Origin of the sequence: Sphingomonas lycopersici, from assembly GCF_026130605.1 — a bacterium.
GTDB lineage: Bacteria > Pseudomonadota > Alphaproteobacteria > Sphingomonadales > Sphingomonadaceae > Sphingomonas > Sphingomonas lycopersici.
Window position 1 is genome coordinate 147,611 of the sequence record NZ_JANFAU010000008.1, and the last position, 24,857, is coordinate 172,467.

A 24,857-nucleotide genomic window follows, 5' to 3' on the forward strand; every position below is an offset into this window, starting at 1 on the left:
CTTGAGCCCCCCTAAGCCGTCAGCGCGTCGACCAGCGCCTGGACCTTCTTCTGCCGCCATTGCGGCAGCGGGGCGACCAGCCAATAGCCGAGCCGCGACGACTTCGCCTCGCCGACACGCACCACGCGCCCCGCGGCGATATCGCGCGCGGCGAGCAATTCGGGCACGGTCGCGCGCCCCAGCCCCTGCGCCGCGGCGTCGATCGCCAACCCCGCGTCGGCGACGCGGATCGGCGCCGACACATCCTCCGCGCCACACCCGGGCCAGGCGATACGCAGCTCGCTGCCGCCGCCGGGGCACTCAACGGTGACCATCCCCTCGCTCTCCAGCGCCTCGCCCTCATGCGCGCCGGGGCCTTCCCCCCAGCGGATCGCGAGATCGAGATTGGCCTCGGTGAAGTCGATCACATCGTCCGCCGCGACGAGGATGAAGCGCAATTCGCCGTCGTCGCGCGCGATTTCCGCGAGCCGCGGCATCAGCCATTTCTGCGTCACGTCGCGCGGCGCGGCGATCGTCAGCGATTTGGACGATTGCCCGGCCTGCATCGCGCGCACCGATTCCTCGAAATGGAGGAAACCGTCGCGCAGCGCGGCCAATCCCGCCTCGCCCTCCTGCGTCAGTTCGAGCCCCTTGGTGGTACGGCGGAACAGCACGACGCCCAGCGTATCCTCGAGCGCGCGGATCTGCTGGCCGACCGCCGCCGGGGTCACCGCCAGCTCGTCCGCCGCGCGGGTGAAGGACAGATGGCGCGCGGCCGCATCGAGCACGCGCAGCCCGTTGAGCGGCAGATGCGTGCGCTTCATGCCCCCACCGCCGGCGCGAGCAGCGCGAATTTGGGGATGGCGACGTCGAACGGCGCGCCGCTCTCGCCGATCATGCGATAATGCCCCTGCATTGATCCCGACGAGGTGCCCAGCGGGCAGCCCGAGACATAATCGTAGCTCGCGCCGGGCTCGATCACCGGCTTTTCGCCGACCACGCCCTCGCCCTCGACCGGATGCTGCACCCCGCGCCCGTCGGTGATCAGCCAATAGCGGCTGAGCAGCTGGATACTGTGCTCGCCGTGGTTCTCGATCCGGATATGATAGGCCCAGAACCAGCGCCCGCGCTCGGGCTCCGATTGCTCGGGCAGATAGGTGACCGAGACGCGCACGGTCACGCCGTGCGTGGTTTCCTCATAGGGGAAGAGCGCCTTCACAATCCCGCCACGCGGAGCGCCTGATCGAGATCCTCGATCAGATCGTCCACGTCCTCCAGCCCGACGTTAAGTCGCAGCATCCCGTCGCTGACTCCCATTTCGATGCGCTTGTCCTCGGCGACCGAATGATGCGTCGTGGTGGCGGGGTGGGTCATCAAGGATCGAGAATCGCCGATATTGTTCGAAATGTCGATCAGTTGCAGCGCATCGAGCAGAGCATGCGCCTGCTTGCGCCCGCCATCGACCTCGAAAGCGAAGATCGGCCCGGCAGCGTCCATCTGCGACATCGCCAGATTGTGCTGCGGGTGGCTCGGCAACCCCGGGTGGAGCACGCGCGGGACGCGGCCCTCGAGGAAGCGGCCGACCTTCAACGCGCTTTCCGACTGGCGGCGGATACGCAGATCAAGCGTCTCCAGCCCCTTGAGCACCACCCAGGCGTTGAACGCCGACAGCGTCGGCCCGGTGTTGCGAATGAAGGAGAGCAAGGTGTTCTCGACGAAATCGGCCGAGCCGCACACCGCGCCAGCGAGAACGCGGCCCTGCCCGTCCATCATCTTGGTCGCCGAATAAGCGGTGACATCGGCGCCGTAATCGAGCGGGCGCTGGAGCGCGGGCGTCGCAAAGGCATTGTCGACCACCGACGTGATCCCGCGCTCGCGCGCGATCCCGCACACCGCGCGCAGATCGACCACGTCCATCGTCGGATTGGCCGGGGTCTCGAAGAAGAACACCTTGGTCTCGGGCCGCACCGCATCGGCGAATTGCTGCGGATCGCGTGCGTCGATCACCGTGGTGGTGATGCCGAATCGCGGCAGCAAGGTATCGACCAGCCAGCGGCACGAGCCGAACGCCGCGCGCCCCGCGACGACATGATCGCCGGTCTGGAGCTGGCACAGTAATACCGCGGTCATCGCCGCCATGCCGGTGGCCATCGTGCGGCACGCCTCGGCGCCCTCGAGCAGCGCGATCCGCTCCTCGAGCATCTGCACCGTCGGGTTCTGGAGGCGGGAATAGGTCATCCCCTGCTGCTCGCCGGCGAAGCGCGCGGCGGCATCCCCGGCGCAATCATAGGCATAGCCCGAGGTGAGGAACAACGCCTCCGACGTCTCCCCGAACTCCGAGCGCGCGGTGCCGCCGCGGATCGCACGCGTGGCGGGGCGCCAATTGGCGGTGATCGAGCGGTCTTGTCCGGTACGGCGTTTCATGTCGTGCCCTTTGCCCGCAAAAGCAGGGGTATCGCAAGGTCTGGTGCCGATGCCTTCGTCGCCCCGGCCATGAGCTGGGGTCCATTGTGCCGCGAACGCCACGGCCAGAACCTCTTGCCCCGCGCCTGTTCCCGATGGACCCCGGCTCGAGGCCGGGGTGACGGCGGGGCAAGAGGCTTGCCCACCGCATCCCGCTCGTTAAACCCGCGGCGATGAAGCAAACCGGCAAGGCGACGCGCGGGACGGCGATCAACGCGTGGCTGCCGCGCACCCCGCTGCCGGTCGCGATCCTGCTCGGCGCGGTGGCGGAGGCTTTGTTCCTCGTCCGCGTCGCGGTGCCGCATCGCCCGATCTTCGATGAAATCTATTACGTCCCCGCCGCACGCGCGATGCTGGAGCGCGCCTATCTGCTCAACCGCGAGCATCCGCCGCTCGCCAAGGAGCTGATCGCACTCGGCATCCGGCTGTTCGGCGACACGCCGGTCGGCTGGCGCTTCATGTCGACGCTGGCGGGGACGGCGACGGTGCTGGCGGTGTTCGCGATCGTCCAGCTGATGACCGGGCGGCTGCGCAGCGCGCTGGTCGCGGGAGTGCTGACGATCCTCAACTTCACCGTGCTGGTGCAGGCGCGGATCGCGATGCTCGATACGTTCATGACCGCCTTCCTGCTTGCGGGGATCGCGACGATCGCCTGGGCGATGCGCGACGGCGGCTGGGGCAAGTGGCTCGCGGGCGCGATGCTGCTCGGCGCGGCGACCGCGTGCAAATGGGCCGCCGCGCCCTATGTCGCCTTCGCCGCTTTCGCCTTCCTGCTGCTCAAGCGCGGGCATCTGCAGCGCTGGCCGGGGCTCGCGCCGCTGCCGGCGGTGGCGCTGCTCGGCCTGGTATCGGTCGCGACCTATTTCCTGAGCTTCGCGCCGGTGCTGCATTTCCGCGTCGATCCGCTGACGTGGCGCGGGCTGCTGAGCTACCAATATTATATGTACGAGCAGCAGGTGCAGGTGCTGCCGCATCACACCTATCAATCCGATTGGTGGACCTGGCCTCTGCTGATCCGCCCGATCTGGTATCTCTACGAAGTGACCGACGGGGCGCAGCGCGGCATCCTGATGATCGGCAATCCGCTGCTGATGTGGGGCGGGCTGGTCGCGGTCGCCGCGTGCCTGTGGGGCTGGATGACGAGCCGCAGCGCGCGGCTGCTGGCCGCCTTCGCCTTATGGGCGGGGAGCGTGGCGATCTTTGCCCTGATCCCCAAGTCCTTGGGATTCTATTATTATTACTATCCGTCGAGCATCTTCATCGTCATCGCGATCGCCGCCGTCTTCGATCATTGGCGCGCGCGGCTGGGCAAATGGGACGAGCGGCTGGTGATCGCCGCCTTCATCCTCGCGCTTTGCTATTTCCCGGTGCTGTCGGCGCAGGCGCTCGGGTCGCCGCGCGCTTTCCAATATTGGACGTGGCTGCCGTCGTGGGTTTGAGTGTTCCTCCCCTCCCCTGAGCAAGGGAGGGGAGCGATAATTCAGAGCGCCGCCAGCACCGCGTCGCCCATCTCGCGGGTCGAGCAGGTGCCGCCGAGATCGGCGGTGCGCTTGCCCGAAGCGAGCGCGGCCGCCACCGCCGCCTCGATACGATCGGCCGCCGCCGGCTCGCCGAGCGAATGGCGCAGCATCATCGCCGCGGAGAGGATCGCGGCGCACGGATTGGCCTTGCCCTGCCCGGCGATATCGGGCGCCGAGCCGTGGATCGGCTCGTACAGCCCCTTGCCCGCGACATCGAGCGCCGCCGAGGGCAGCAGCCCGATCGACCCGACGCACATCGAGGCCTGGTCGGAGAGGATGTCGCCGAACAAATTGCCGGTGACGATCACGTCGAACTGGCCGGGATCGCGCACCAGCTGCATCGCGGCATTGTCGACATACATATGGGTCAGCGCGACATCGGCGTAATCCGCCGCGGTCTCGATCACCACGTCGCGCCACAATTGCGAGGTTTCGAGAACATTGGCCTTGTCGATCGAGCAGAGCTTGCCGCGGCGCCGCCGCGCCGCCTCGAACCCGGCGACCGCGATGCGGCGCACCTCGGCCTCGTCATAGCTCATCACGTCATAGCCCTGGCGCAGCCCGTCCGCGGTGGTGCGCATCCCCTTTTCGCCGAAATAGACGTCGCCGTTCAGCTCGCGGACGATGACCAGATCGATCGCGCGCGCCACTTCGGGGCGCAGCGCCGAGGCGTCCTCCATCCCCGCGAACATCTTCGCCGGGCGCAGATTGGCGAACAGGGTGAGCGCCTTGCGCAGCCCGAGGATCGCCTGTTCGGGGCGCAGATGCCGGTCGAGCGAATCGCAGGTCGGATCGCCCACCGCGCCGAACAGGATCGCGTCGGCGCGCCGCGCGAGATCGAGCGTCGCCGGCGGCAGCGGATGCCCCGCGGCATGATAGGCCGCGCCGCCGACCGGTGCCTCCTCGAAGCTGAGATCGAGCCCGAGCCGTTCGAGCACGCGCCGCGCCTCGGTGGTTACTTCGGGGCCGATGCCGTCGCCCGGCAGGATCGCGATCAATGCCATGAAAGTCCCTTTCGTTCGCGGGCGCTCTTAGGCGGTAACCGCGATCACGCAACCGCCCTTTTCAGCCGATCGAGCAGCCGCGCGCGCGCCGGGAGCAGCTCGGCACGGCGCTCGACGAGCACGTCGCGCGCGAGGAAATGCCCGGTGAGATCGAGCGCGGCGAGCGCATCGCTCCATTCGGCCGCCCCGCCGGCGCGGAGGAACGGCGGCAGGGCGAACAGCCGCGATTCATAGCCGGCCGCCGCCGCGCGGCTCACCGCGGCACCGCTTTTGGGGCTGACGAAAGCAAGGTCGTCCGCGCTGCCGGTCGCCGCGCAGCGATCGAGATCGAGCCCGAAGCCGAGCTCGGCGAGCAGCAGCAGTTCGTAGCGCGCGATGCTCCCCGCCCAGCCGCGCGCCGTCGGTGCCGCCTCCACCGCATCGAGCGCCCCGGCGAGCGCGGCATGGAGCCGCGGATAGGGCTGCGCCTCGGGCAGCGTCGCCGCGGTGAGCGCGGTCAGCCACGCGATCGCCGCCGCCGGCAGCGCCGCATCGAACAGCGCGGCGCGGCTGCGCAGCAATTCGACGGTGAGTGCGGGAAGCTGGTCGTCGGTCCGTGCGCGCCACTCGCCGCGCACAATATTGGCCGGCTGCAGGATCGGACCGAGCCGGCGCGAGCGGCCGCCGCGGACATAGCCCGCGAGCACCCCGTCCGCCGGGGTCAGCGCGCGCACCACCGCACCGTGCTCGCCATGCGCGCGAACGGCGAGGACGATGGCGTCGACGGTCAGATGCATGCGGGCTGATGTAGGCGAAAAGCGCGCGGGGAACAGGGCCGGTGTGCTGCAATCGCGGGCGACCTTCCTTTCCCCGTTCGGGCTGAGCCTGTCGAAGCCCTGTGCTTTTCTTCCGCGGAAGAAGGTCAGCCCTTCGACAAGCTCAGGGCGAACGGAGGGAGACGCCGGCGCACCCCGACATCGAATCAAGCCCGCCGGATACGCCGCGCGATCCCCGCCAGCGCCGGCGTCCGCGCCGCGCGGGCCGCCACCCGCAGCGCCGCATCGAACCCGCCGACCGCCGCCACTGAGGCGCGATTCGTCAGCGTCGGGCGCAGGAGCAGCAAGTCGCGACACGCCACCCCGCCGCTCGCCAGCGCGCGCTTGTGCTGCCCCTCGCCCTCGGTGAAGTCGAAGCGGCGGAAACGGTCGCCGAACAGGCTCTCCAGCGCCGCGCCGAGCAGCACATTGCCCGGCGACAGCGCGCCATAGGCCGGATCGTGCCCGACATGATCGTAGCGCAGGGTATCGCCGTCGCCGCGGCACCACAGATAAGCGATCGGCGTATCGCGCAGGAACAACAGCCACGCCCGCACCCCGTCCGCCGCCGCCAGCGCATCGCCGTGCGCCGGATCGGCCGGCAGCCCCGATTGCATCAGCCGCTCCTGATAGGTCGTCGCCGATACCGCGCGGGCAAGCGGATGGAACGCCGCGAGCTCGGTCGGCGCGCGATAGCTGCGCACGTCGAGCCGCCCGCCATTGGCCTCGGCCAGCTTGCGCGTCTTGCGCCTGAGCGTCGCGCGCGCCTGCCCTGAAAGCCGGGCGCGCCACGCATCCTCCCCCGCCGCCAGATCGACATAATAGCGCGTATAATGCTGCCGCACGAACGCCACGCCACGCCACGGCAGCGCCGCCTCCGCCGGGAGCGACGTGACGAGATAGCCGTCGTCATCGGCATCGAGGGGCGGCAACAGCGGCGGCGCGCCCGCCAGCGCCTGATCGAGCGACAGCGCGATGCGGCGCAACCGGCGCGGGATTTCCGCCAGCGTGCGCGCGCCGATCTGGAATTTCAGCGCGCTGGCGCTCACGTCGTGCGCTCCTCCACCAGATTGGACCACACCTGCTCGACCTGGCGCATCCGCCGCCGGCTCGAATTGGCGGGCAAGGGCCGATCGTCCTGCCCCAGCGCGAGCGCGGGCAGATCGGTGAAATGCGCGGTCGGCGCCTCGGCGCGGCGCGCGGCGAGCAGCTCGCACAATTGCGCGAAGCGGCGCGTGTGGACCGCATTGGGGCGGGTGCCGTCGCGCACCGCCAGCTCGAAGCTGTGCCCGACGATCGTCGTCGCGGCGTGGCGCTCGGCAATTGCGTGATCGAGCGCGGCCTGCTGCTCGTCGATCGACAGCGCGCAGATCTGGAACTGGCGATAGCTGCCCGCGAAATCCTCGATCACCGTCACCGGCACCTCGGTCACGCCGTGCCGCACCACCGGGGCGATTTGCGCCGCGGGCAGGTCGATCGCGCTCGGCCACGGCTGCGCCGCGCCGTTATGGCTGCTGTCGTAGCGGAAGCCGAGCGCCGCGAGCGTGCGCAACGTATCGTCATTGGCGGCATAATTGCCGCCGCGGAAGGCGATCGGCAGCGGCGCCCCCGCCTCGACGATCAGCGCGACCGCCTCGCGGATCAGCATCTGCTGCCCGGCGCGCGAGAAATCGACCAGATCGAACTGGCCGTGCTCGCGCCGGTCCGCCGCCGACGCGCCGCGCCAATTGGGGTGGAGATGGAGCTGGACCTCCTGCCCCGCGGCGAGGATCGCCGACACCACCGCCTGGATCGGCGCGATGCCATAGACCAGCGCCGGCATCGGATCGACGAAGAAGGTCGCTTTCAGCCCGTGCTGCGCGAGCAGATCGAGCTGATGCGCCACGCCCACCCCGGCCGGCTCGAACGACCGCGCCGCTATCTCCCCCACCGCCAACCCCGACGCGTGGTGGCGCCAGGACAATTCGGTATCGATCGTCAGAAAAACCTGCATCCCGCCGCGGTCTTATGAGCGGGGAATGAACAAACCGCAAAACCGAAATAAAAAAAGAGGTTAGGATTCCGGCGCGCGACGAGAGCGGGGGCGGAACGACACCCGGCCTCCACTCTCACGCTCGCGCGGGAGTAGGCCGCTACGGCACGATCCCGTAACGGCTGTAATCGCGATCGATCCGCGGCGAGAGCGTGCGCGCGGCGGCGAGATCGCTGTCGCCCTCCTTCGTCTTGCCGCTGTGCCGGCGGATCACCCCGCGCATATAGAGGCTGGCCGCCATGTCGGGCGCGATCGCCAGCGCGGAATCGAGATCGGCCAGCGCCTCGTCCATCCGCCCCATGCGGAAATAGATCATCGCCCGGCTGTCGAGCACCTGCGCGCTATTGTCGCTCAGCGCGATCGCCTTGGTGCAATCCTTGAGCGCGGTATCGAGCGCGACATTGCCCAACCCCTTCAACCAGCACCGCGTGTTGAGCAGCCCCGCATCGGCGGGCTTCAGCCCGATCGCCCCGTCGATCGTTTCGATCGCGCCGTCCTTGTCGCCGAACTTCATCTGCAGCGTGGCCTTGAACGACATATAGTCGGCCTTGTTCTTGTCGCCCTGATCGATCCGTTCCTGGATCAGATCTAGCGCGGCCGTCTTTTCCCCGCGATCGGCGCGCGAGTTGGCGAGCCGCGCGAGCGCGTCGTCGTCTGACGGATCGAGCCGGTTGGCCTCGATCGCATCGGCCAGCGCCTTGTCGTCGTTGCCGAGCGCGGCATAGAGCCGTGCGCGCTTCACATAGGTATCGGCATCGGGCTCGATCGCCAGCGCCTTGTCGAGATCGGCGATCGCCGCCTTGCGATCGTACACCCTCTCCAGAAACCAGGCGCGATTGGTATAGCTCGTCCGGTCGTCAGGCCGGTCGCGGATCTGGCGGGTATAGACCGCGAGAATCGGATCGAGCTTCTTGTCGCGCCGTGCGGGGGCGATCTCGTCCCACGAACTGGGATAATCGGCCGGCGCGATCGCTCGCGGCGAATTGGCCTTTGCCGCAGCGACCTTGCGGCGCTCGGCCGGGATATCCGCGACGGGGATCTCCACCCCGCTGGTCGTCGTCTTGTCGGTGGCGACGATCCATTCGCCTTCCTGCGTGACGCTGCGATCGACCGCATGCCCCGCCAGCACCGCCTGCTCGGTCTTCGCCCCGTCGATCGTGAAGCCGGCGCGCGGCAGGCGCAAGCGGGTGCGCATCATCACGTAGAATGGCGCATCGGTCTTGACCGGGATGTCCTTCCACGCGGTGCGCGCGCGATCCGGGGAAAATTCGGTCTGCGCGGCATAGAGCGGCCGGCGCCAGCGTTCATTCTCGCGGTCCCACGCGGGATAAGCGACCCCGGTCGCGGTCACCGTTGCGGTGCCCGCCGCTTCGTCAAAGCTGAAATCGCGCGAAACGAGGGTCGCGTTCTTGTCGAAATTCGCGATCATCCGGTTCACGAGCTTTTCGAAATCGTCCTGGCTGCCCTGCGTCTTGGCCAGCCGCACCAATTGCGCCACCGCGCCCTTCATCGTCACCGTGGCGCTGAACGGCGCGGGCAGGTTGATGCCGGCCCCCTGATCATAGCTGAAGGTCAGCGTCATATCGGGCCGCGCCGGCGCGTGCAGCGCGATCCGCACCGGCTCGGCGCCGACCGCGCGCAGCGGCAGGACATAGCCGAGCGGCGGCGTATCACGAATATCGGCCAGCCGCGCGCCCGCGCCGGTGCCGTCGAGCCACAGGGTTTCGCCGTTGATCGTCGCGCGGACCAGCACGTGATCGAACGCCGCGGCGCTCGGCAAGCGGCTCGGCACCAGATCGCCGAGCTGCGAATTGGCCGTCACCGGCTCGGCCTCGATCCCCATCTCGTGGAGCAGCGCGAGCAACAGCAGCGTCTTGGCCTTGCAATCGCCGTAGCGCAATTCCCAGGTCCGCGTCGGCGACTGGGGCACGTAATTGCCCGTATCCATCCCCAGCATCAGGTAACGGATCTTGTCCTGCACCAGTTGCAGCGCGAGCGCGGCGCGTTTCAGCGGGTCGCTCTCCGCGGCCTTGATCCGCGCGACCTCGGCCGCCAGCGAGCTGCCCGGCGCGATCAGCCCGTCGGTGGCGTAAAGCGGCGCCATCACCTTCGACACCGCCGCCCAATCGGCGAAGCTGGTCACTTCGAGCAGCGGCAATTTGGCGAAGCGCGCGGGCGCATCGTCGGGCATTTCCGGCTGTTTGGCGAGCGGCATCGTCACCGTCAGCGTCTTATACCCGCCCTCGACCACCGGCTGTGCGGCGACGCCGTCGGCATAGGCCTTCCACTTGATGTCGCTGCCCACCGGCCACGACAGCCGCGCCCGCGCGAACTGCACCCGCAACGGCGCGAGGAGCAGCGGCGCGAACGCCTGCACATCGCCCTTCAGCGTCGGATCGCGCCGCGTGACCGAAAAGGCCACGTCGAGCACGTCGCCAACGCGCAGCCCCTCGACCGGCATCGTCGCGGTGAGGCGACCGTCGAGCACGCGCTGCTCCATCCCTTCTTCGCGCCGCAACACGGTGAGCGGATTGCCGTTTTTTATAAGATCGATGCGCTCCGCGCCGCGGATGATCTGCGCGCGGTGGACGATGAGATCGCCTTGCGACGGCTGCCAATCGATCTTGATCGTGCCGATGCTGCTCAACGCCTCGGCCGACGCGGCGCGGGTCGCGGTTTCCATATACGACCAGGCGCGCCCGTTCTCGAGCCGCTGCTGGTTGTCGAATATCAGCACCATCGGCGCGTCGTCGCCCAGCTTGGTCGCATCGATCGCCGGGGCGGGTTTCACCCAATCCGGCATCGGCTGATAGAGCGGCTTATCGCCAGCGTGCGCGATCGCACTGGTGGCAAGCAACACCACAAACAACGGCAGACGCCGCATCTTGTCCCCCAATTTTTCCCCGATGCGATGCTAGGCTCAGCCGCGCCGCCCCCGCAACCTATTTCGCGTGATAGAAATCATACACTTGCTGCGCCACCGTCGCCGAAACGCCGGGCGCCTTCTGCAGATCGGCGAGGCTGGCGTCGCGCACCGCGCGCGCGGTGCCGAAATGCATCAGCAGCGCCTTCTTCCGCGCCGGGCCGATCCCCGGCACCTCATCGAGCGGGCTGGCACCGATCGCCTTGGCGCGCTTCTGGCGGTGCGCGCCGATCGCGAAGCGGTGCGCCTCGTCGCGCAGCCGCTGGAGATAGAACAGCACCGGGGCATTGACCGGCAGGGTCAGCTCGCGCCCGTCCATCAGGTGGAACACCTCGCGCCCTTCGCGGCCGTGGTGCGGCCCCTTGGCGACGCCGACCATGCAGATATCCTCGATCCCCAGTTCCTCGAGCACCGCGCGCGCCGCATTGAGCTGGCCGCGCCCGCCGTCGATCAGCACCAGATCGGGCCAGGTGTCGCCATCGCGATCGGGGTCCTCCTCCAGCGCGCGCGCGAAGCGGCGGGTGAGCACCTCGCGCATCATCCCGAAATCGTCGCCGGGGATGGTGTCCTTGCTGCGGATGTTGAACTTGCGATACTGGCCCTTGCGGAACCCCTCCGGCCCCGCGACGACCATCGCGCCCAGCGCGTTGGTGCCCTGGATATGGCTGTTGTCGTAGATTTCGATCCGCTGCGGCGGCTCGGCCAGCTCGAACAGATCGGCCACTTCGCGGTTGAGCTTGGCCTGCGTCGTGCTCTCGGCGAGCCGGCGTTCGAGCGCTTCCTCGGCATTGCGGCGCGCCTGATCGATCAGCCGCCGCCGCGTCCCGCGCCGCGGCACCTCGATCGCGATCTTGCGCCCCGCCGGCGCCGACAGCGCCTCCGCCAGCAGCGCCGCCTCGGGCAGCGCGCGATCGACCAGCACGCAGCGCGCCGGGGGCACTTCCTCGTAGAATTGCATCAGGAACTGCTGGAGCACCTCTTCCTCGGGCACATCGGTAGTGTGCGCGGGGAAGAAGCTGCGGTGGCCCCAATTCTGCCCGCCGCGGATGAAGAAGGCCTGGATGCCGATCACCCCCTCGTGCCGCGCGAGGGCGAAGATATCGGCGTCCCCCACCCCCTCGGCGTTGATGAACTGGCTGCCCTGGATGAAGGTCAGCGCCTTCAACCGGTCGCGCAGCACCGCGGCGAGCTCGAAGTCCATCGCCTCCGCCGCCGCGGTCATCTGCGCGCCGAGCTTGGCCTGGACGTCGGTCGCCTTCCCAGACAGGAAGCGCTTGGCGTCGGCGACCAGCTCGGCATAGCCCGCCGCGTCGATCCGCCCGACGCACGGCGCCGAACAGCGCTTGATCTGGAACAGCAGGCACGGCCGGTCGCGCGTCTTGAAGAAACCGTCGGTGCAGCTTCGAAGCAGGAACAGTTTCTGCAGCGCGTTGAGCGTGGTGTTGACGCTCCCCGCGCTGGCGAACGGGCCGTAATAATCGCCCTTCGCCCGCCGCGCGCCGCGATGCTTCTGGATTCGCGGGAAATCGTGATCGGCGCGCAGCAGGATGAACGGGAAGGACTTATCGTCGCGCAGCAACACGTTGTACGCGGGGCGGTAGCGCTTGATCAGCTGCGCCTCGAGCAGCAGCGCCTCTGCCTCGTTGTTGGTCGTGACGATCGTCATCGACCGGGTGAGCGCGACCATCCGCTGCAGCCGCCGCGGCAGCCGCTCGACCTGGGTATAATTGGTGACGCGATTCTTCAGCGCACGCGCCTTGCCGACATAGAGCACGTCGCCACGCGCATCGTGCATGCGATAGACGCCGGGCTTGAGCGGCAGCGTCTGCACCACGTTGCGGATGGCGGCGACACCCGCCTCCAGATCGGGCGCGTCGGCGCCGCGCACGGCGAAGGTCGCCTTTTCCTCGTTGAAGCGATCGGGAGGGCCGTAACCAGACATTTTCAGTGATCTAGGGACGTACGCTGGCGCCAGCAATGTGGTACGGCAGCCGCCATCTAGAGAGAGGATGAAACGATGCGATTCGCTGTTGTTTCGACTGCCGCCGCCGCGCTGCTTCTCGCCGCGCCGAGCCTCGCGCAGCATGAGGGGCATAAGATGGCCGCGCACCCGATGGCCGAGCATGCGCTCCACGCCGCGCTCGCCGATCCCGCGCGCCCGGCCAAGGACAAGGAACGCGACGCGACGCGCCACCCCGCCGAGCTGCTCAGCTTCATGGGGGTGAAGCCCGGCGACAAGGTCGGCGATTTCATCATGGGCAGCGGCTATTGGACCCGCATCCTCGCCAAGACCGTCGGCGAGAAGGGCAAGGTCTATGCCTATCAGCCCGCCGAGTTCATCGCGTTCCGCGCCGCTTATGGCACCGATCAGGACGACGCGGCAAAGCCCTATGCCAATGTCGTCCCGTCGCGCGAATCGCTGGGCGCGGTGACCTTCCCCGAAAAGCTCGACGCGATCATCACCGTGCAGAACTGGCACGACCTGCACCTCGCCAAATCGCCGGCAACGCTCGGCGCATCGGTGGCCAGGGCGCTGTATGATTCGCTGAAGCCGGGCGGGGTGCTGCTCGTGGTCGATCATGTCGGCGAGCCCGGCGCGACGCCCTTCGCGGTCGCCGAGACATTGCATCGCGGCGATGCGGACGCGACCAAGAAGGAGATCGAGGCCGCCGGGTTCAAGCTCGCCGGGACCAGCCCGATCTATGCCAATCCGGCCGATCCGCACACCAACAAGGTGTTCGACCCGGTGATCCGCGGCAAGACCGACCAGTTCGTCTACAAGTTCGTCAAATCGTGACAACGGAGACCGAATCGGCCTCTCACGCGATCGACGCGAAGATCGCCGCGTTGGACGACTGGCGCGGTGAGACGTTGGCAGATGTCCGCGCGCTGATCCGCGCCGCCGATCCCGATGTGATCGAGGAGGTGAAGTGGCGCGGCGTGCCGGTGTGGTCGCACGGCGGGATCATCTGCACCGGCGAGAGCTACAAAGCGGTGGTGAAGCTGACCTTCGCGCAAGGCGCGGCGCTGCCCGATCCGGCGGGGCTGTTTAATTCCAGCCTCGAAGGCAACACCCGCCGCGCGATCGATATCCGCAAGGGCGAAACGATCGACGCCGCCGCCTTCACCGCGCTGGTGCAGGCGGCAGTGGCGCACAATCTGGCGAAAAAGCGGAAGTAAGATGTGCTCTCGCGAAGGCGGGAGCACATTTGGAGAGGCGCGATCCGTAAAATCTGAGCCTCCTCACCAAAGCGGCGGCGTTCGGACCGTGACAAATCCGCGACAGCCACTATATGCGCCCCCGCACGACGCGAGCCCCCGCCATGCTGACCACGAATCCTTTCGACGACGACCATCTGCACGAGGAGTGCGGCATCTTCGGTGTTTCCGGCGCTGCTGACAGCGCCGCGGCACTGGTGGCGCTCGGCCTTCACGCGCTCCAGCATCGCGGGCAGGAGGCCGCCGGGATCACCACCTTCGACGGTGCGCAATTCCACACGCACCGCGCGATGGGGCATGTCGCGGGCAATTTCGACCGCGACGAGGTGATCCGCGCGCTCCCGGGCAGCGTCGCCTGCGGCCACGTCCGCTATTCGACCACCGGCGAGACCGCGCTGCGCAATGTCCAGCCGCTTTATGCCGAGCTCGCCTCGGGCGGGTTTGCGGTGGCGCATAACGGCAACATTTCCAACGCAATGCGGCTGCGTCGCGAGTTGGTGCGGCGCGGATCGATCTTCCAGTCGACCAGCGATACCGAGACGATCATCCACCTCGTCGCCACCTCCAATTACCGGTCGCTGCTCGACCGCTTCATCGATGCGCTGCGCCAGGTGGAGGGCGCCTATTCGCTGATCGTGATGACCCCGGAAGGGATGATCGCGTGCCGCGACCCGCTGGGGATCCGCCCGCTGGTGATGGGCAAGCTCGGCGATGCGATCATCTTCGCCTCCGAGACGGTGGCGCTCGACGTGGTCGGGGCGGAATTCGTCCGCTCGGTCGATCCGGGCGAGCTGGTGATCGTCCAGGGCACCGAGATGCGCTCGATCCGCCCCTTCCCCGAAGCGGCGGCGCGGCCGTGCATCTTCGAATGGGTCTATTTCTCGCGCCCCGATTCGATCGTCGACGATCATTCGGTCTATTCGGTGCGCAAGGCGATCGGCGCGCAGCTCGCGATCGAATCGCCGGTCGACGCCGATCTGGTCATTCCGGTGCCCGATTCGGGGGTCCCCGCGGCGATCGGCTATGCCCAGCAATCGGGCATCCCGTTCGAGCTCGGCATCATCCGCTCGCATTATGTCGGCCGCACCTTCATCCAGCCGGGCGACAAGGTCCGCCACCTCGGCGTCAAGCTCAAGCACAACGCCAATCGCGCGCTGATCGCGGGCAAGCGCGTCGTGCTGATCGACGATTCGATCGTGCGCGGCACCACCAGCCTGAAGATCGTCCAGATGATGCGCGAGGCCGGCGCGGCCGAGGTGCACATGCGCATCGCCAGCCCGCCGACCAAGCATAGCTGCTTCTACGGCGTCGACACGCCCGAGCGCGCCAAATTGCTCGCGGCGAAGCTCGACCTGCGCGCGATGACCGATTTCATCCACGCCGATACGCTCGGCTTCGTCTCGATCGACGGGCTGTACAAGGCGCTCGGCGAGGCGGCGCGCGAGGGCGTGCGGCCGAAATATTGCGATGCGTGCTTCACCGGCGATTATCCGACCACGCTGACCGATCACGACGAACTGGCCGAGGTCGACCAGTTCGCGCTTCTCGAAGAACGGGTCGCCTGAGCCTCCAATGACCGATCAGAACAAAGTGCTCGCGGGGAAGCTCGCGCTCGTCACCGGCGCGTCGCGCGGCATCGGCGCGGCGACCGCGATGGCGCTCGCCGAAAAGGGCGCGCATGTCGTGATCACCGCGCGCGCCGCCAAGGAGCTCGAAGCGGTCGAAGAAGCGATCTTCGACGCCGGCGGATCGGCGACGATCGCGCCGCTCGACCTGACCGAGACCGATGCGATCGCGCGGCTCGCCGCGGCGGTGGGCGAACGCTGGCAGGCGCTCGACGTGCTGGTGCTCAACGCCGGCATGCTCGGCTCGCTCGCCCCGGTGCCGGCGATCGACGCCAAGGAACTGGCCGCGGTGCTGACGCTCAACGTGTCGGCGCAGGTCGCGCTGATCCAGGCGTTCGACCCGCTGCTGCGCCGCGCCGACGCCGGCAAGGTGATCGCGCTGACCTCCTCGGTCGGGCGCACGCCGCGCGCTTATTGGGGCGCGTACGGCGCCTCGAAGGCGGCCCTGGAGACGCTGATCGCGGCCTATGGCGACGAGGTGGAGGCGATCAGCCGCGTGCGCACCGCGATCGTCGATCCCGGCGCGACGCGGACCAAGATGCGCGCGCGCGCCTATCCCGGCGAAGACCCCGCCTCGGTGAAGGACCCGCGCGTGGTGGCCGAGCGGATCGCGGCGCTGGCGGTCGACGGGTTCGAGACCAATCACTTCGAGCGCGTCGAGGGGTGATCTGATCGTGCTCCCGCGAAGGCGGGAGCCCGGACTGGGTCCCAGCCTTCGCGGGGAAACAGTGCCCCGAGATGCCGGCGTCCCATACGATCGCAACGATTGGCGCCGCGCCCGTGACGCGCTAACGCGGGCGGCGATGCTGTTTCCTCCCGAAAATTGCCCGCGGATCGTCGTCAAGATCGGTTCGGCGCTGCTCGTCGATGCCGCCGGCGGGGTGCGCCGCGCGTGGCTGGAGGGGATCGCCGCCGATATCGCCGAGCGCGTCGCCGCGGGGCAGCAGGTCGCGGTGGTCTCGTCGGGGGCGATCGCGCTCGGCGCGCGGCGGCTCAACCTCCCCAAGGGCGGCCGCGCCAGCCTCGAAGATGCGCAGGCCGCCGCCGCGACCGGGCAGATCGCGCTCGGCCATACCTGGGCCGAGGTGCTCGCCGCGCGCGGGCTGACCGCGGCGCAGATCCTCGTCACGCTCGACGATCTCGAGGATCGCCGCCGCTATCTCAACGCCGCCGCGACTCTGGGCCGGCTGCTCCAGCTCGGCGTGGTGCCGATCATCAACGAGAATGACAGCGTCGCGACCGCCGAGATCCGCTTCGGTGATAATGACCGGCTCGCCGCGCGCGTCGCGCAGGCGGCGGGGGCGCAGGGCGTGGTGTTGCTGTCCGACATCGACGGGCTCTACGATCGCAACCCCGCCCTCCCCGGCGCGCTGCATATCGCGCGGGTCGAGCGGATCGACGCCGGGGTGGCGGCGATGGCCGATACCGGCTCCGCCTCCGGCATGGGATCGGGCGGGATGGTCTCGAAAATCCAGGCGGCGCGGATCGCCACCGGCGCGGGCGCGGCGCTGGCGATCGCCTCGGGGCGGATCGATCGCCCGCTGTCGGCCGAGGCACGGCATACGATCTTCACCCCCGAGAAGCGCAAGCGCGCGCGCAAGGCGTGGCTCGCCGGACGGCTGACCGCCAAGGGCGCGATCCAGGTCGATGCCGGCGCCGCGCGGGCGCTGGCGGCGGGGCGCAGCCTGCTCGCGGCGGGGGCGACCGGGGTGACCGGGCGGTTCGCGCGCGGCGACGTGGTGACGATCGAGGGCCCCGACGGCGCGATCGCGCGCGGGCTCGCCGAATATGACGCGGCCGAGGCGCAATCGTTGCTCGGCCGGCGCAGCGAGGAGCATGAGGCGATCCTCGGCTATGCCCCGCGCGCCGCCCTCGTCCACCGCAACCATATGGCCTTGCTGTGATCCTTGCGCTGACCGGGGCGACCGGGTTCGTCGGCGGGCATGTCGTGCGCCGCGCGGTCGAGGCGGGGCATCAGGTCCGCGCGCTCGCCCGCCGCCCGCAACCGCCGCGCGACGGGGTGACGTGGATCGCCGGGGCGCTCGACGATGCGGCGGCGCTCGCCGCGCTGGTCGAGGGCGCGGACGCGGTGATCCATATCGCGGGGGTGGTCAATGCGCCCGACCGCGCCGGCTTCGTCGCAGGCAATATCGCGGGCACGCAGGCGATCGTCGCCGCGACCGCGCCGGGGACGCGCTTCGTCCATGTCTCCTCGCTCAGCGCGCGCGAGCCGCAGCTCTCGATCTACGGCTGGTCGAAACGCGAGGCGGAGGCGGTCGTCGCCGCGGCACCGCTCGACTGGGATATGGTGCGCCCGCCGGCGATCTACGGGCCGGGCGATATGGACATGCTCGATCTGTTCCGCTTCGCGCGGCGCGGGGTGGCACTAACCCCGCCAGCGGGGCGGCTGTCGGTGATCCATGCCGACGATCTCGCGCGATTGCTCGTCGCGCTCGCGGCGGCGCCGGCGACGCGCGCGATCTACGAGGTCGACGACGCGCGCGACGGGGCGTGGACGCACAAGGGCTTCACCAGCGCGATCGGCGCGGCGGTCGGGCGGCGGGTACGCCCGATCGCGCTGCCACGCGCATTGCTGCGGGTGGGCGCGCGGATCGACCGGCTGGCGCGCGGCAAGGGCGCAAGGCTCACCGCCGACCGCGTCGCCTATTTCTGCCACCCGGACTGGACGGTCGACGTGACGAAGCGCCCGCCGGCGGCGCTGTGGGTGCCGCAGATCGCGACCGAGACGGGGTTGCGCGAGACCGCGGAAAGCTATCGCGCGGCGGGGTTGTTATAGTCCCTTCCCTACTCCCCTCCCTTCACGAGGGAGGGGAGCAGAATAAGGTGACGGTGTGGAAAAGCCCTACCCCCGCGCCCATTCGGTCAGCAAGGTATGCGCGATCGCATAGGGCGGCGGGGCGAGGAAGGGGCCCTCTTTCCCCGCCAGCACGTCGCGCACCTCGTCGCGGGTGAACCAGCCCGCGGTTTCCAGCTCGTTGGTATCGATCGTCAGCGCATCGCCCTCGGCGATCCCGACGCAGGCGATCATCAGCTGCGACGGGAACGGCCACGGCTGGCTCGCGACATAGCGCACCGCGCCGACACGCACCCCCGCTTCCTCGGCGATCTCGCGCCGCACCGCTTCCTCGATCGATTCGCCCGGCTCGACGAACCCGGCGAGCGCCGAATAGCGCCCAGCGGGCCAGCTCGGCTGGCGCCCGAGCAGCGCGCGGCCGTCATGCTCGGCGATCATGATCACCACCGGGTCGACCCGCGGGAAATGCTCCGCCCCGCAATTGCCGCAGCGACGCGCCCAGCCGGCGCGGAACATCGTGGTCGGGGTGCCGCAATTGGCGCAGAAGCGATGCCGTGCGTGCCAGTCGAGCACCGATCGCGCCGCGGCGAAGGTCGCGGCCTCCCCCATCTGAAGCTGGTCGAGCGCGGCGAGCAAAGTCGGCGAGCGAAACGCGGCGGGCGCCGCGCCCACCGCGGGCTCGAACGCGGCGAAGCGCGGTCGGCCCTCGTCGAGCCCGAGCAGGATGAATTCGGCCTCCTCCGACGCCTCGCTCAGCATCGTCCAGCCGAGCCGGCCATCGTCGGTCACCTCGGGCTCCCAGGCGTGGAGCTTGAGCAGCCGCGCCTGCCAATTGCCGATCGCGGCGGCGAGCGCTTCCTCGTCGTGGCGCAACCGATCGGCGCGGTCGAGCATCCCGCCAGTGAAGCCCGGAACGTTCATCGGCGGAACCTCGCGACATCCTTGGTCAGCGCGCCGACCACCTCGGCGCGCAGCGGCCATTTCTCGGCCGGAAAATATTGCACCATCACCGTCCCGCGTACCTTCTTCACCGGATCGACCCAGGCGACCGTTCCCGCGGCCCCGCCCCAGCCGTAAGTCCCCTTCGACGGCAAACCGCCCGGCCCGTCCTCGAGATAGACCGAGCCGCCCGCGCCGAACCCCATCTTCGCCGACATATTGCCCCCGGTGCCGCCGCCGATCCCGCCGAACACGACGCCGGGGGGCATCAGGTTGGACATGGCGAGCGCCGCGGTTTCGGGTTTCATCACCTGCACCCCGTCGAGCGTGCCGCCGTCCTGCAGCATGTGGAGGAAACGGTCGTAATCGCGTGCCGAGGAGACCAGCCCGGCGCCGCCATAAGGGAAGCTGGGCGGCGAGAGCCACGCCGATGCCGCGCCCGCGTCGATCGGGGTGCGCTTGTCGCCGACGAAGATGTAATTGGTCGACAGCCGCCCCGCCGCGCTCGCCGGGACGGTCCAATAGGTCGAATTCATCTTGAGCGGATCGAGCAATCTGGTCTGGACGAAGCGGTCGAACGGCATCCCGCTCGCCTTCTCGATCACTGCCCCCATCACGTCGAGCCCGATCGAATAGCTCCACTTGGTCCCCGGCTCGGCGATCAACGGCGCCTGTGCGACGCGATCGGCGAATTCGGCGAGCGTCGCCGGCCGCGCCTTGCGCGCCTGCGCCTCCATCTGCGCATTGACCGCGCCGGGCAGGATGCCGAGCCGCTCATATTCCTTGAGCAGCGGCCCCTTGGCGATGATGTTGTAGCTGAGCCCGGCGGTGTGGGTCAGCAATTCGCGGATCGTGATCTGATTCTTCGCCGGCACGCTGTCCAGCGAGGTATCGGGGCTGGTCAGCACGCGCATGTTGGCGAAGGCGGGGAAATATTTGCTCAGCGGATCGTCGAGCCTGATCTTGCCTTCCTCGACCAGGATCATCGCCGCCATCCCGGTGATCGGCTTGGTCATCGAATAGACCCGCCACAGGCTGTCCGGCCCCGCCGGCGCCGCGCCCGGATCGTCGCTGATCCGCCCGGCGGAGACGAACAGCGTCGGCCGGTCGCCGAACCCGAAGGCGCCGGTGACGCCCGGCATCTTGCCGTCGGCGACATAGCCGTCGAACAGCGCCTGCATGTTGGGCAGCAGGCTGTTGGCGCGTGCCGCGACGGTGGGCTGCGCGGGGTTGGCCGGTGCCGGTTGCGCCTGCCGCGCGAGGCTCGCCCCGGCGGCGACCGCCGCCAGCGCCACGCTCGCCCCGATCAGATGAATTGCGCGCATCATTCCCCTCTTATTGCCGCGGCAGCCTTGGCGAAGACGGTCGGCAGGCCCGCCGAATCGATCTCGCGCACCGGCCACCATTCTCCAGCCACCGGAATTGTCTGCGCGTCCCAGCGGGCGACGGCAAGCGCGAGTTCGAGCGCAAAATGGGTAAAGACGTGCGTCACCGTCGCATTGCGCAATCGCCAGTCGGCATCCGCCGGGGCATCCGCCAGCGCGGGTCGGGTTTCGCCCCACGGCCCGGTCGGCAGCGCGCGCATCCCGCCGAGCAGCCCGCGCGCGGGGCGGCGGACGAGCAGCACGTCGTCGCCGCGTTGGAGCCAGAAGATCGTTCCAAAGCGTTGCGGGCGCGGCTTCTTCGCGGGCTTCACCGGGAAGCTTTCCTGCGCCCCTGTGGCGCGCGCGACACAGGCAGCGGCGAGCGGACAGAGCATGCAGCGCGGGCTGCGCGGGGTGCAGATCGTCGCGCCGAGGTCCATCATCGCCTGGGCGAAATCGCCGGCGCGCCGATCGGGGGTGATCGCTTCCGCCGCGGCGCGGACCGCCGGCTTGCCGGCAGCGGCGAACAACCGCGCGACGACGCGCTCGACATTGCCGTCGATCACCACCGCGCGCCGTCCGAAGGCGATCGCGGCGACCGCAGCGGCGGTATAATCGCCGAGCCCGGGGAGTGCGCGCAACGCCGCCTCGTTATCGGGCAAGCGGCCGCCGTGCTCGGCGGCGACGACCTTGGCCGCCTTCACCAGATTGCGGGCGCGGGCGTAGTAACCGAGCCCGGCCCAGGCGGCCATCACCTCCGCCTCGTCGGCGGCGGCGAGGCTGGCGATATCGGGCCAGCGCGCGACCCATGCGGTGAAGCGCGGGGTGACGGTCGCGACGGTGGTCTGCTGGAGCATCACCTCTGAGAGCCAGACGCGATACGGATCGGCCTGCGCGCCCGGCGGCGCGCGCCACGGCAGATCGCGGCGGTGCGCGTCATACCAATTGAGCAAATCGGCTGCGATCGAATGCTTGGCGTCCACGCCCCGGCTATGGCATGAGGCGGCGAATGAGCAAGCGCCCTCGCGCCCCCCAGCCAGAGCCCGTGCGGCAGAATCGCGCCCGTCAGGTCGCCGAGCTTTTGCCGGCGGTCGGCGCGGCCGCATTCCGCAAATTCGGCTTCGTCCAATCGTCGATCGTCACGCGCTGGCCGGAGATCGTCGGCGAGAAACTGGCGCGCGCCTCCTGCCCCGAATCGATCCGCTTCCCGCAGGGCAAGAAGCAGGACGGGGTGCTGACGCTCACCGTGCGCGGCGCGCATGCCGCGATGCTGAGCCATATCACCCCGGAGATCATCGAGCGGGTGAACCGCTTCTTCGGCTACACCGCGGTCGCACGAGTATCGATCCGCCAGGGCGACGTCGCGCCGCGCGCGGTGCCGCGCCCGCGCCCCGAGCCGCAACCCGTCCCCGCCGAGCTGGGCCAGAGCCTGCGCACGATCGGCGATCCCGAACTCAAGGCGGTGCTGGAGGCGCTTGCCGCCGGCGTCGTAACCCCGAGGCTGCCGACCGTCCGATGATCAAGAAACGCCTGTTCCCGCTCCTCGCCCTACTCGCCGCCGCCCCGCTGGTCGCCGCGCCGCGCCCCTGGGTCAGCGTCGCCGCGACCGCGCCTAAGGGCAGCTATGTCATCGGCAACCCCGCCGCGCGGGTGAAATTGGTCGAATATGCCAGCTACACCTGCCCGCATTGCGGCCATTTCGCGCGCGAGTCGGCGGCGGTGCTCAAGGGCAAGATGATCGCCTCGGGCTCGCTCAGCCTCGAAGTGCGCAGCGCGGTCCACGATCGCTACGATCTGGTCGCAGCGATGCTGGCGCGCTGCTCCGGGCCGGCGATCTTCCCCAGGCTCCACGACGCGCTCTTCGCCGGGCAGGAGCAATGGCTGCAGCGCGCGCAGGATTTCGACAGCAGCAACGGCCAGCGGCTCGGGATGTACGCCGCCGCCGCGCAATATCGCGCGATGGCGCAGGGCGCCGGGCTCGATGCGATCGCGCGCAATGCCGGGATGACGCAGGCGGCGATCGACCAATGCCTCGCCGATCCCAAGGTCGCCGAGGCGGTGGTCGAGCGCGCCAATGCGATCAGCGACAAGATCGCCGGCACCCCGGCGTTCGAGATCAACGGCAAATTGGTCCAGGGTATCGACTGGGCCAAGCTCGAACCGATGCTCCGCGCCGCCGGGGCGAAGTAATTGTTATCTGGAGGGATTACTCAATGACCGTTCGTTTCGCCGTTTCCGTCGCCGCGCTGGCGCTGCTTTCCGCCTGCGGCGGCAACGGCAATTCCTCCGCCCCCGCCGCGCCGGTCGCCGCGGTCGCCCCGCCGGCGGGCCAGGACTGGACCCAGGTCGTCTCCAAGACCGCCGACGGCGGCTATGTGATGGGCAACCCCAATGCCGCGATCAAATTGGTCGAATACGGCTCGCGCACCTGCCCGACCTGCGGCGCCTTCGGTCAGACCGGGATGAAGCCGCTCGAGGAAAAATATGTGAAGTCCGGCAAGGTCTCGTATGAATTCCGCGACTTCCTGGTCCACGCGCCCGATCTTGGCGTTGCTGCCTTGGGGGAATGCGTCGGCGAGGCGCCGTTCTTCCCGCTGCTCGAACAAATGTATGTCGAACAGCCCGCCTTCCTCGAAAAACTTGAAAAGGTGCCGGCCGACTTCCAGCAGAAGCTCCAGTCGATGAGCCCGGCGCAGCAGGCGAACGCCTGGGTCGAGTATCTCGGCTATATCGATTTCGTGAAGCAGCGCGGCGTGACCGAGCAGCAGGCGCGCGCCTGCCTCGCCGACGCCAAGAAGCTCGAGGCGATCGGCAAGATCACCGAAACCGCGATGCAGGAGAAGAACGTCACCGGCACCCCGACTTTCTTCCTCAACGGCAAGCAGCTCGACGGTTCGGTCACCTGGCCGCAGATCGAGGCCGCGCTCAAGAACGCCGGCGCCTGACGAGCGCGAAGGGGGCCGCGCGCGATGCAGATCAAGCGACTGAGGCTGTCGGGCTTCAAGAGCTTCGTCGACGCGGCCGATCTGCGCATCGAGCCGGGACTGACCGGGGTGGTCGGCCCCAACGGCTGCGGCAAATCCAATTTGCTCGAAGCGCTGCGCTGGACGATGGGCGAGAATTCGCCCAAATCGATGCGCGGCGCGGGGATGGAAGACGTGATCTTCGCCGGCACCGCGACGCGGCCGGCGCGCGATTTCGCCGAAGTCTCGATCCTCGCCGAGCTTGACGGCGAGGAGAAGGAGGTCGTTCGCCGCATCGAGCGCGGCGCCGGCTCCGCCTATCGCATCGACGGGCGCGACGTGCGCGCCAAGGATGTCGCCTTGCTGTTCGCCGATGCGGCGACCGGCGCGCATTCGCCCGCCCTCGTCAGCCAGGGGCGGATCAGCGCGGTGATCGCCGCCAAGCCGGCCGAGCGCCGCGCGATGCTGGAGGAAGCCGCCGGGATCGCGGGCTTGCACGTCCGCCGCAAAGACGCCGAGCAGAAATTGCGCGCGACCGAGGCCAATCTCGAACGGCTCGACGAAGTGATCGCCGATCAGGAGGCGCGCGCCGCCGCGCTGCGCCGACAGGCACGCCAGGCCGAGCGTTATCGCGTGCTTTCCGCGCAAATCCGCGTCGCCGAGGCGCGATTGATCTTCAGCCGCTGGCGCGAGGCCGCCGAGGCGGCGGATGCGGCCAAGGCCGAGGCCGCGGCGGCCGAAACCCGCGTCAACGCCGCCGCCGAGGCACAGCGCGCGGCGGGCGCCTATCAGACACAGGCGACCGAGGCGCTGGCCGAGGCACGCGCCGCGGCACTCGCCGCGCGTGATCGCGCGACCGAGGCGGCGCACAAGCTCGCGACGCTCAACACCGAGAAGGCCGGGGTCGAACGCCGGCTCGCCGAACTGGCCGAGGCGGCAGAGCGGATCGTCGCCGACCGCGACCGCGAGGGGCAGCTCGCCAATGACGCCGCCGAGGCGCTGACCCGGCTCGCCGACGAGGGCAAGGCGCTGGAGGCGGAGATCGCCGCGGTCGCCGCCGAACTGCCCGCGCTCGATCAGGCGCAGGGCGAGGCCGAACGGCTCGCGCGCGACGCCGAGGTGGCGCTGGCGCAGGCGCTCGCGCGGCAGGCGAGCGAGGCGGCCGAGGCGCGCGTCGCGCACGCCGCGCTCGCTGCCGCCCGGACGCGCGCGGATCG

23 protein-coding genes are annotated in these 24,857 nt (G+C 69.2%); 11 read left to right on the top strand and 12 right to left on the bottom strand.

Annotation, left to right across the window (positions count from 1 at the left end; all coding sequences use genetic code 11):
* Window positions 1-11: 11 nt before the first annotated feature.
* From NED98_RS16335 to NED98_RS16345, 3 genes are read right to left on the bottom strand one after another with little or no spacing between them, the layout of a single operon-like run.
* Window positions 12-803 (bottom strand): LysR family transcriptional regulator, encoded by a 792-nt coding sequence (locus tag NED98_RS16335; RefSeq protein WP_179512145.1) that lies wholly within the window; start codon window positions 801-803, stop codon window positions 12-14.
* The gene (apaG, locus tag NED98_RS16340) at window positions 800-1,198 is read right to left on the bottom strand and encodes a Co2+/Mg2+ efflux protein ApaG (RefSeq protein ID WP_265271447.1); all 399 of its coding nucleotides are present in this window, start codon (window positions 1,196-1,198) and stop codon (window positions 800-802) included. Before apaG ends, NED98_RS16335 begins: the two co-directional genes overlap by 4 nt.
* Window positions 1,195-2,403 carry a trans-sulfuration enzyme family protein gene (locus NED98_RS16345; protein ID WP_265271445.1) on the bottom strand — a complete coding sequence of 403 codons (1,209 nt, stop codon included), beginning with the start codon at window positions 2,401-2,403 and terminating at the stop codon, window positions 1,195-1,197. The genes apaG and NED98_RS16345 overlap by 4 nt, the downstream gene beginning before the upstream one ends.
* Before the next feature lie 212 nt (window positions 2,404-2,615).
* On the opposite strand from NED98_RS16345, the gene NED98_RS16350 reads away from it, so the two are divergent.
* Window positions 2,616-3,881, top strand: a complete 1,266-nt coding sequence (locus NED98_RS16350; protein WP_265313677.1) for a glycosyltransferase family 39 protein — start codon at window positions 2,616-2,618, stop codon at window positions 3,879-3,881.
* A 41-nt stretch (window positions 3,882-3,922) separates the two neighbouring features.
* Here NED98_RS16350 and leuB read toward each other — a convergent pair whose 3' ends face one another.
* From leuB to uvrC, 6 genes are all read right to left on the bottom strand, one after another.
* The gene (gene leuB, locus NED98_RS16355) at window positions 3,923-4,966 is read right to left on the bottom strand and encodes a 3-isopropylmalate dehydrogenase (RefSeq protein ID WP_179512148.1); all 1,044 of its coding nucleotides are present in this window, start codon (window positions 4,964-4,966) and stop codon (window positions 3,923-3,925) included.
* A gap of 44 nt (window positions 4,967-5,010) precedes the next feature.
* Window positions 5,011-5,742 (bottom strand): DNA repair protein RecO, encoded by a 732-nt coding sequence (gene recO, locus NED98_RS16360; protein WP_265271439.1) that lies wholly within the window; start codon window positions 5,740-5,742, stop codon window positions 5,011-5,013.
* Window positions 5,743-5,927: 185 nt separating this feature from the next.
* The gene (locus NED98_RS16365; protein WP_265313678.1) at window positions 5,928-6,809 is read right to left on the bottom strand and encodes a GNAT family N-acetyltransferase; all 882 of its coding nucleotides are present in this window, start codon (window positions 6,807-6,809) and stop codon (window positions 5,928-5,930) included.
* Entirely contained in the window at window positions 6,806-7,753 is a 948-nt protein-coding gene (locus NED98_RS16370) for a polysaccharide deacetylase family protein (protein ID WP_265271436.1), read from the bottom strand. Before NED98_RS16370 ends, NED98_RS16365 begins: the two co-directional genes overlap by 4 nt.
* A 139-nt stretch (window positions 7,754-7,892) precedes the next feature.
* On the bottom strand, window positions 7,893-10,676 hold the full coding sequence (locus tag NED98_RS16375; RefSeq protein ID WP_265313680.1) for a DUF3857 domain-containing protein: 2,784 nt from the start codon (window positions 10,674-10,676) through the stop codon (window positions 7,893-7,895).
* Window positions 10,677-10,734: 58 nt separating this feature from the next.
* Window positions 10,735-12,657: an excinuclease ABC subunit UvrC gene (gene uvrC / locus NED98_RS16380; protein WP_265313681.1), complete on the bottom strand. Its 1,923-nt coding sequence runs from the start codon at window positions 12,655-12,657 to the stop codon at window positions 10,735-10,737.
* Between the two features lie 75 nt (window positions 12,658-12,732).
* Here uvrC and NED98_RS16385 point away from each other — a divergent pair, with 75 nt between their 5' ends.
* From NED98_RS16385 to NED98_RS16410, 6 genes are all read left to right on the top strand, one after another.
* Window positions 12,733-13,512 (top strand): class I SAM-dependent methyltransferase, encoded by a 780-nt coding sequence (locus NED98_RS16385; protein ID WP_265313682.1) that lies wholly within the window; start codon window positions 12,733-12,735, stop codon window positions 13,510-13,512.
* Window positions 13,509-13,895, top strand: coding sequence for a DUF1801 domain-containing protein (locus NED98_RS16390; RefSeq protein WP_265313683.1), 387 nt, complete (start codon window positions 13,509-13,511; stop codon window positions 13,893-13,895). Before NED98_RS16385 ends, NED98_RS16390 begins: the two co-directional genes overlap by 4 nt.
* A gap of 143 nt (window positions 13,896-14,038) precedes the next feature.
* Window positions 14,039-15,499 (top strand): amidophosphoribosyltransferase, encoded by a 1,461-nt coding sequence (gene purF, locus NED98_RS16395; RefSeq protein WP_179512154.1) that lies wholly within the window; start codon window positions 14,039-14,041, stop codon window positions 15,497-15,499.
* Between the two features lie 7 nt (window positions 15,500-15,506).
* Window positions 15,507-16,226 carry an SDR family NAD(P)-dependent oxidoreductase gene (locus NED98_RS16400; protein WP_265271427.1) on the top strand — a complete coding sequence of 240 codons (720 nt, stop codon included), beginning with the start codon at window positions 15,507-15,509 and terminating at the stop codon, window positions 16,224-16,226.
* Between the two features lie 136 nt (window positions 16,227-16,362).
* Window positions 16,363-17,463, top strand: a complete 1,101-nt coding sequence (gene proB / locus NED98_RS16405) for a glutamate 5-kinase (protein WP_265313684.1) — start codon at window positions 16,363-16,365, stop codon at window positions 17,461-17,463.
* The gene (locus tag NED98_RS16410; protein ID WP_179512157.1) at window positions 17,460-18,356 is read left to right on the top strand and encodes an NAD(P)H-binding protein; all 897 of its coding nucleotides are present in this window, start codon (window positions 17,460-17,462) and stop codon (window positions 18,354-18,356) included. Before proB ends, NED98_RS16410 begins: the two co-directional genes overlap by 4 nt.
* Before the next feature lie 66 nt (window positions 18,357-18,422).
* Here the strand turns inward: NED98_RS16410 and nudC are convergent, their stop codons facing one another.
* From nudC to mutY, 3 genes are read right to left on the bottom strand one after another with little or no spacing between them, the layout of a single operon-like run.
* A complete protein-coding gene (gene nudC, locus NED98_RS16415) occupies window positions 18,423-19,295 on the bottom strand; it encodes an NAD(+) diphosphatase (RefSeq protein ID WP_179512158.1) in 873 nt (290 codons plus the stop codon).
* On the bottom strand, window positions 19,292-20,638 hold the full coding sequence (locus tag NED98_RS16420; RefSeq protein WP_265313685.1) for a serine hydrolase domain-containing protein: 1,347 nt from the start codon (window positions 20,636-20,638) through the stop codon (window positions 19,292-19,294). Before NED98_RS16420 ends, nudC begins: the two co-directional genes overlap by 4 nt.
* Window positions 20,638-21,660: an A/G-specific adenine glycosylase gene (mutY, locus tag NED98_RS16425; RefSeq protein ID WP_265313686.1), complete on the bottom strand. Its 1,023-nt coding sequence runs from the start codon at window positions 21,658-21,660 to the stop codon at window positions 20,638-20,640. The genes NED98_RS16420 and mutY overlap by 1 nt, the downstream gene beginning before the upstream one ends.
* Before the next feature lie 26 nt (window positions 21,661-21,686).
* Between mutY and NED98_RS16430 the strand changes: the two genes are divergently transcribed.
* From NED98_RS16430 to NED98_RS16445, 4 genes are all read left to right on the top strand, one after another.
* The gene (locus NED98_RS16430) at window positions 21,687-22,196 is read left to right on the top strand and encodes a DUF721 domain-containing protein (RefSeq protein WP_265271415.1); all 510 of its coding nucleotides are present in this window, start codon (window positions 21,687-21,689) and stop codon (window positions 22,194-22,196) included.
* Window positions 22,193-22,867, top strand: a complete 675-nt coding sequence (locus NED98_RS16435; protein WP_179512162.1) for a DsbA family protein — start codon at window positions 22,193-22,195, stop codon at window positions 22,865-22,867. Before NED98_RS16430 ends, NED98_RS16435 begins: the two co-directional genes overlap by 4 nt.
* Before the next feature lie 23 nt (window positions 22,868-22,890).
* The gene (locus tag NED98_RS16440) at window positions 22,891-23,622 is read left to right on the top strand and encodes a DsbA family protein (protein ID WP_265313687.1); all 732 of its coding nucleotides are present in this window, start codon (window positions 22,891-22,893) and stop codon (window positions 23,620-23,622) included.
* 24 nt (window positions 23,623-23,646) lie between these two features.
* Window positions 23,647-24,857 (top strand): AAA family ATPase (locus NED98_RS16445; RefSeq protein WP_265313688.1); only part of this gene is annotated, 1,211 nt, incomplete at its 3' end.

Bases quoted from the DNA above. Each gene is read 5' to 3' on its own strand.
- NED98_RS16335 (WP_179512145.1), bottom strand. From the start codon at position 803: ATGAAGCGCACGCATCTGCCGCTCAACGGGCTGCGCGTGCTCGATGCG.
- NED98_RS16345 (WP_265271445.1), bottom strand. From the start codon at position 2,403: ATGAAACGCCGTACCGGACAAGACCGCTCGATCACCGCCAATTGGCGC.
- NED98_RS16350 (WP_265313677.1), top strand. From the start codon at position 2,616: ATGAAGCAAACCGGCAAGGCGACGCGCGGGACGGCGATCAACGCGTGG.
- leuB (WP_179512148.1), bottom strand. From the start codon at position 4,966: ATGGCATTGATCGCGATCCTGCCGGGCGACGGCATCGGCCCCGAAGTA.
- recO (WP_265271439.1), bottom strand. From the start codon at position 5,742: ATGCATCTGACCGTCGACGCCATCGTCCTCGCCGTTCGCGCGCATGGC.
- NED98_RS16370 (WP_265271436.1), bottom strand. From the start codon at position 7,753: ATGCAGGTTTTTCTGACGATCGATACCGAATTGTCCTGGCGCCACCAC.
- NED98_RS16375 (WP_265313680.1), bottom strand. From the start codon at position 10,676: ATGCGGCGTCTGCCGTTGTTTGTGGTGTTGCTTGCCACCAGTGCGATC.
- uvrC (WP_265313681.1), bottom strand. From the start codon at position 12,657: ATGTCTGGTTACGGCCCTCCCGATCGCTTCAACGAGGAAAAGGCGACC.
- NED98_RS16385 (WP_265313682.1), top strand. From the start codon at position 12,733: ATGCGATTCGCTGTTGTTTCGACTGCCGCCGCCGCGCTGCTTCTCGCC.
- purF (WP_179512154.1), top strand. From the start codon at position 14,039: ATGCTGACCACGAATCCTTTCGACGACGACCATCTGCACGAGGAGTGC.
- NED98_RS16400 (WP_265271427.1), top strand. From the start codon at position 15,507: ATGACCGATCAGAACAAAGTGCTCGCGGGGAAGCTCGCGCTCGTCACC.
- proB (WP_265313684.1), top strand. From the start codon at position 16,363: ATGCTGTTTCCTCCCGAAAATTGCCCGCGGATCGTCGTCAAGATCGGT.
- nudC (WP_179512158.1), bottom strand. From the start codon at position 19,295: ATGAACGTTCCGGGCTTCACTGGCGGGATGCTCGACCGCGCCGATCGG.
- NED98_RS16420 (WP_265313685.1), bottom strand. From the start codon at position 20,638: ATGCGCGCAATTCATCTGATCGGGGCGAGCGTGGCGCTGGCGGCGGTC.
- NED98_RS16430 (WP_265271415.1), top strand. From the start codon at position 21,687: ATGAGCAAGCGCCCTCGCGCCCCCCAGCCAGAGCCCGTGCGGCAGAAT.
- NED98_RS16435 (WP_179512162.1), top strand. From the start codon at position 22,193: ATGATCAAGAAACGCCTGTTCCCGCTCCTCGCCCTACTCGCCGCCGCC.
- NED98_RS16440 (WP_265313687.1), top strand. From the start codon at position 22,891: ATGACCGTTCGTTTCGCCGTTTCCGTCGCCGCGCTGGCGCTGCTTTCC.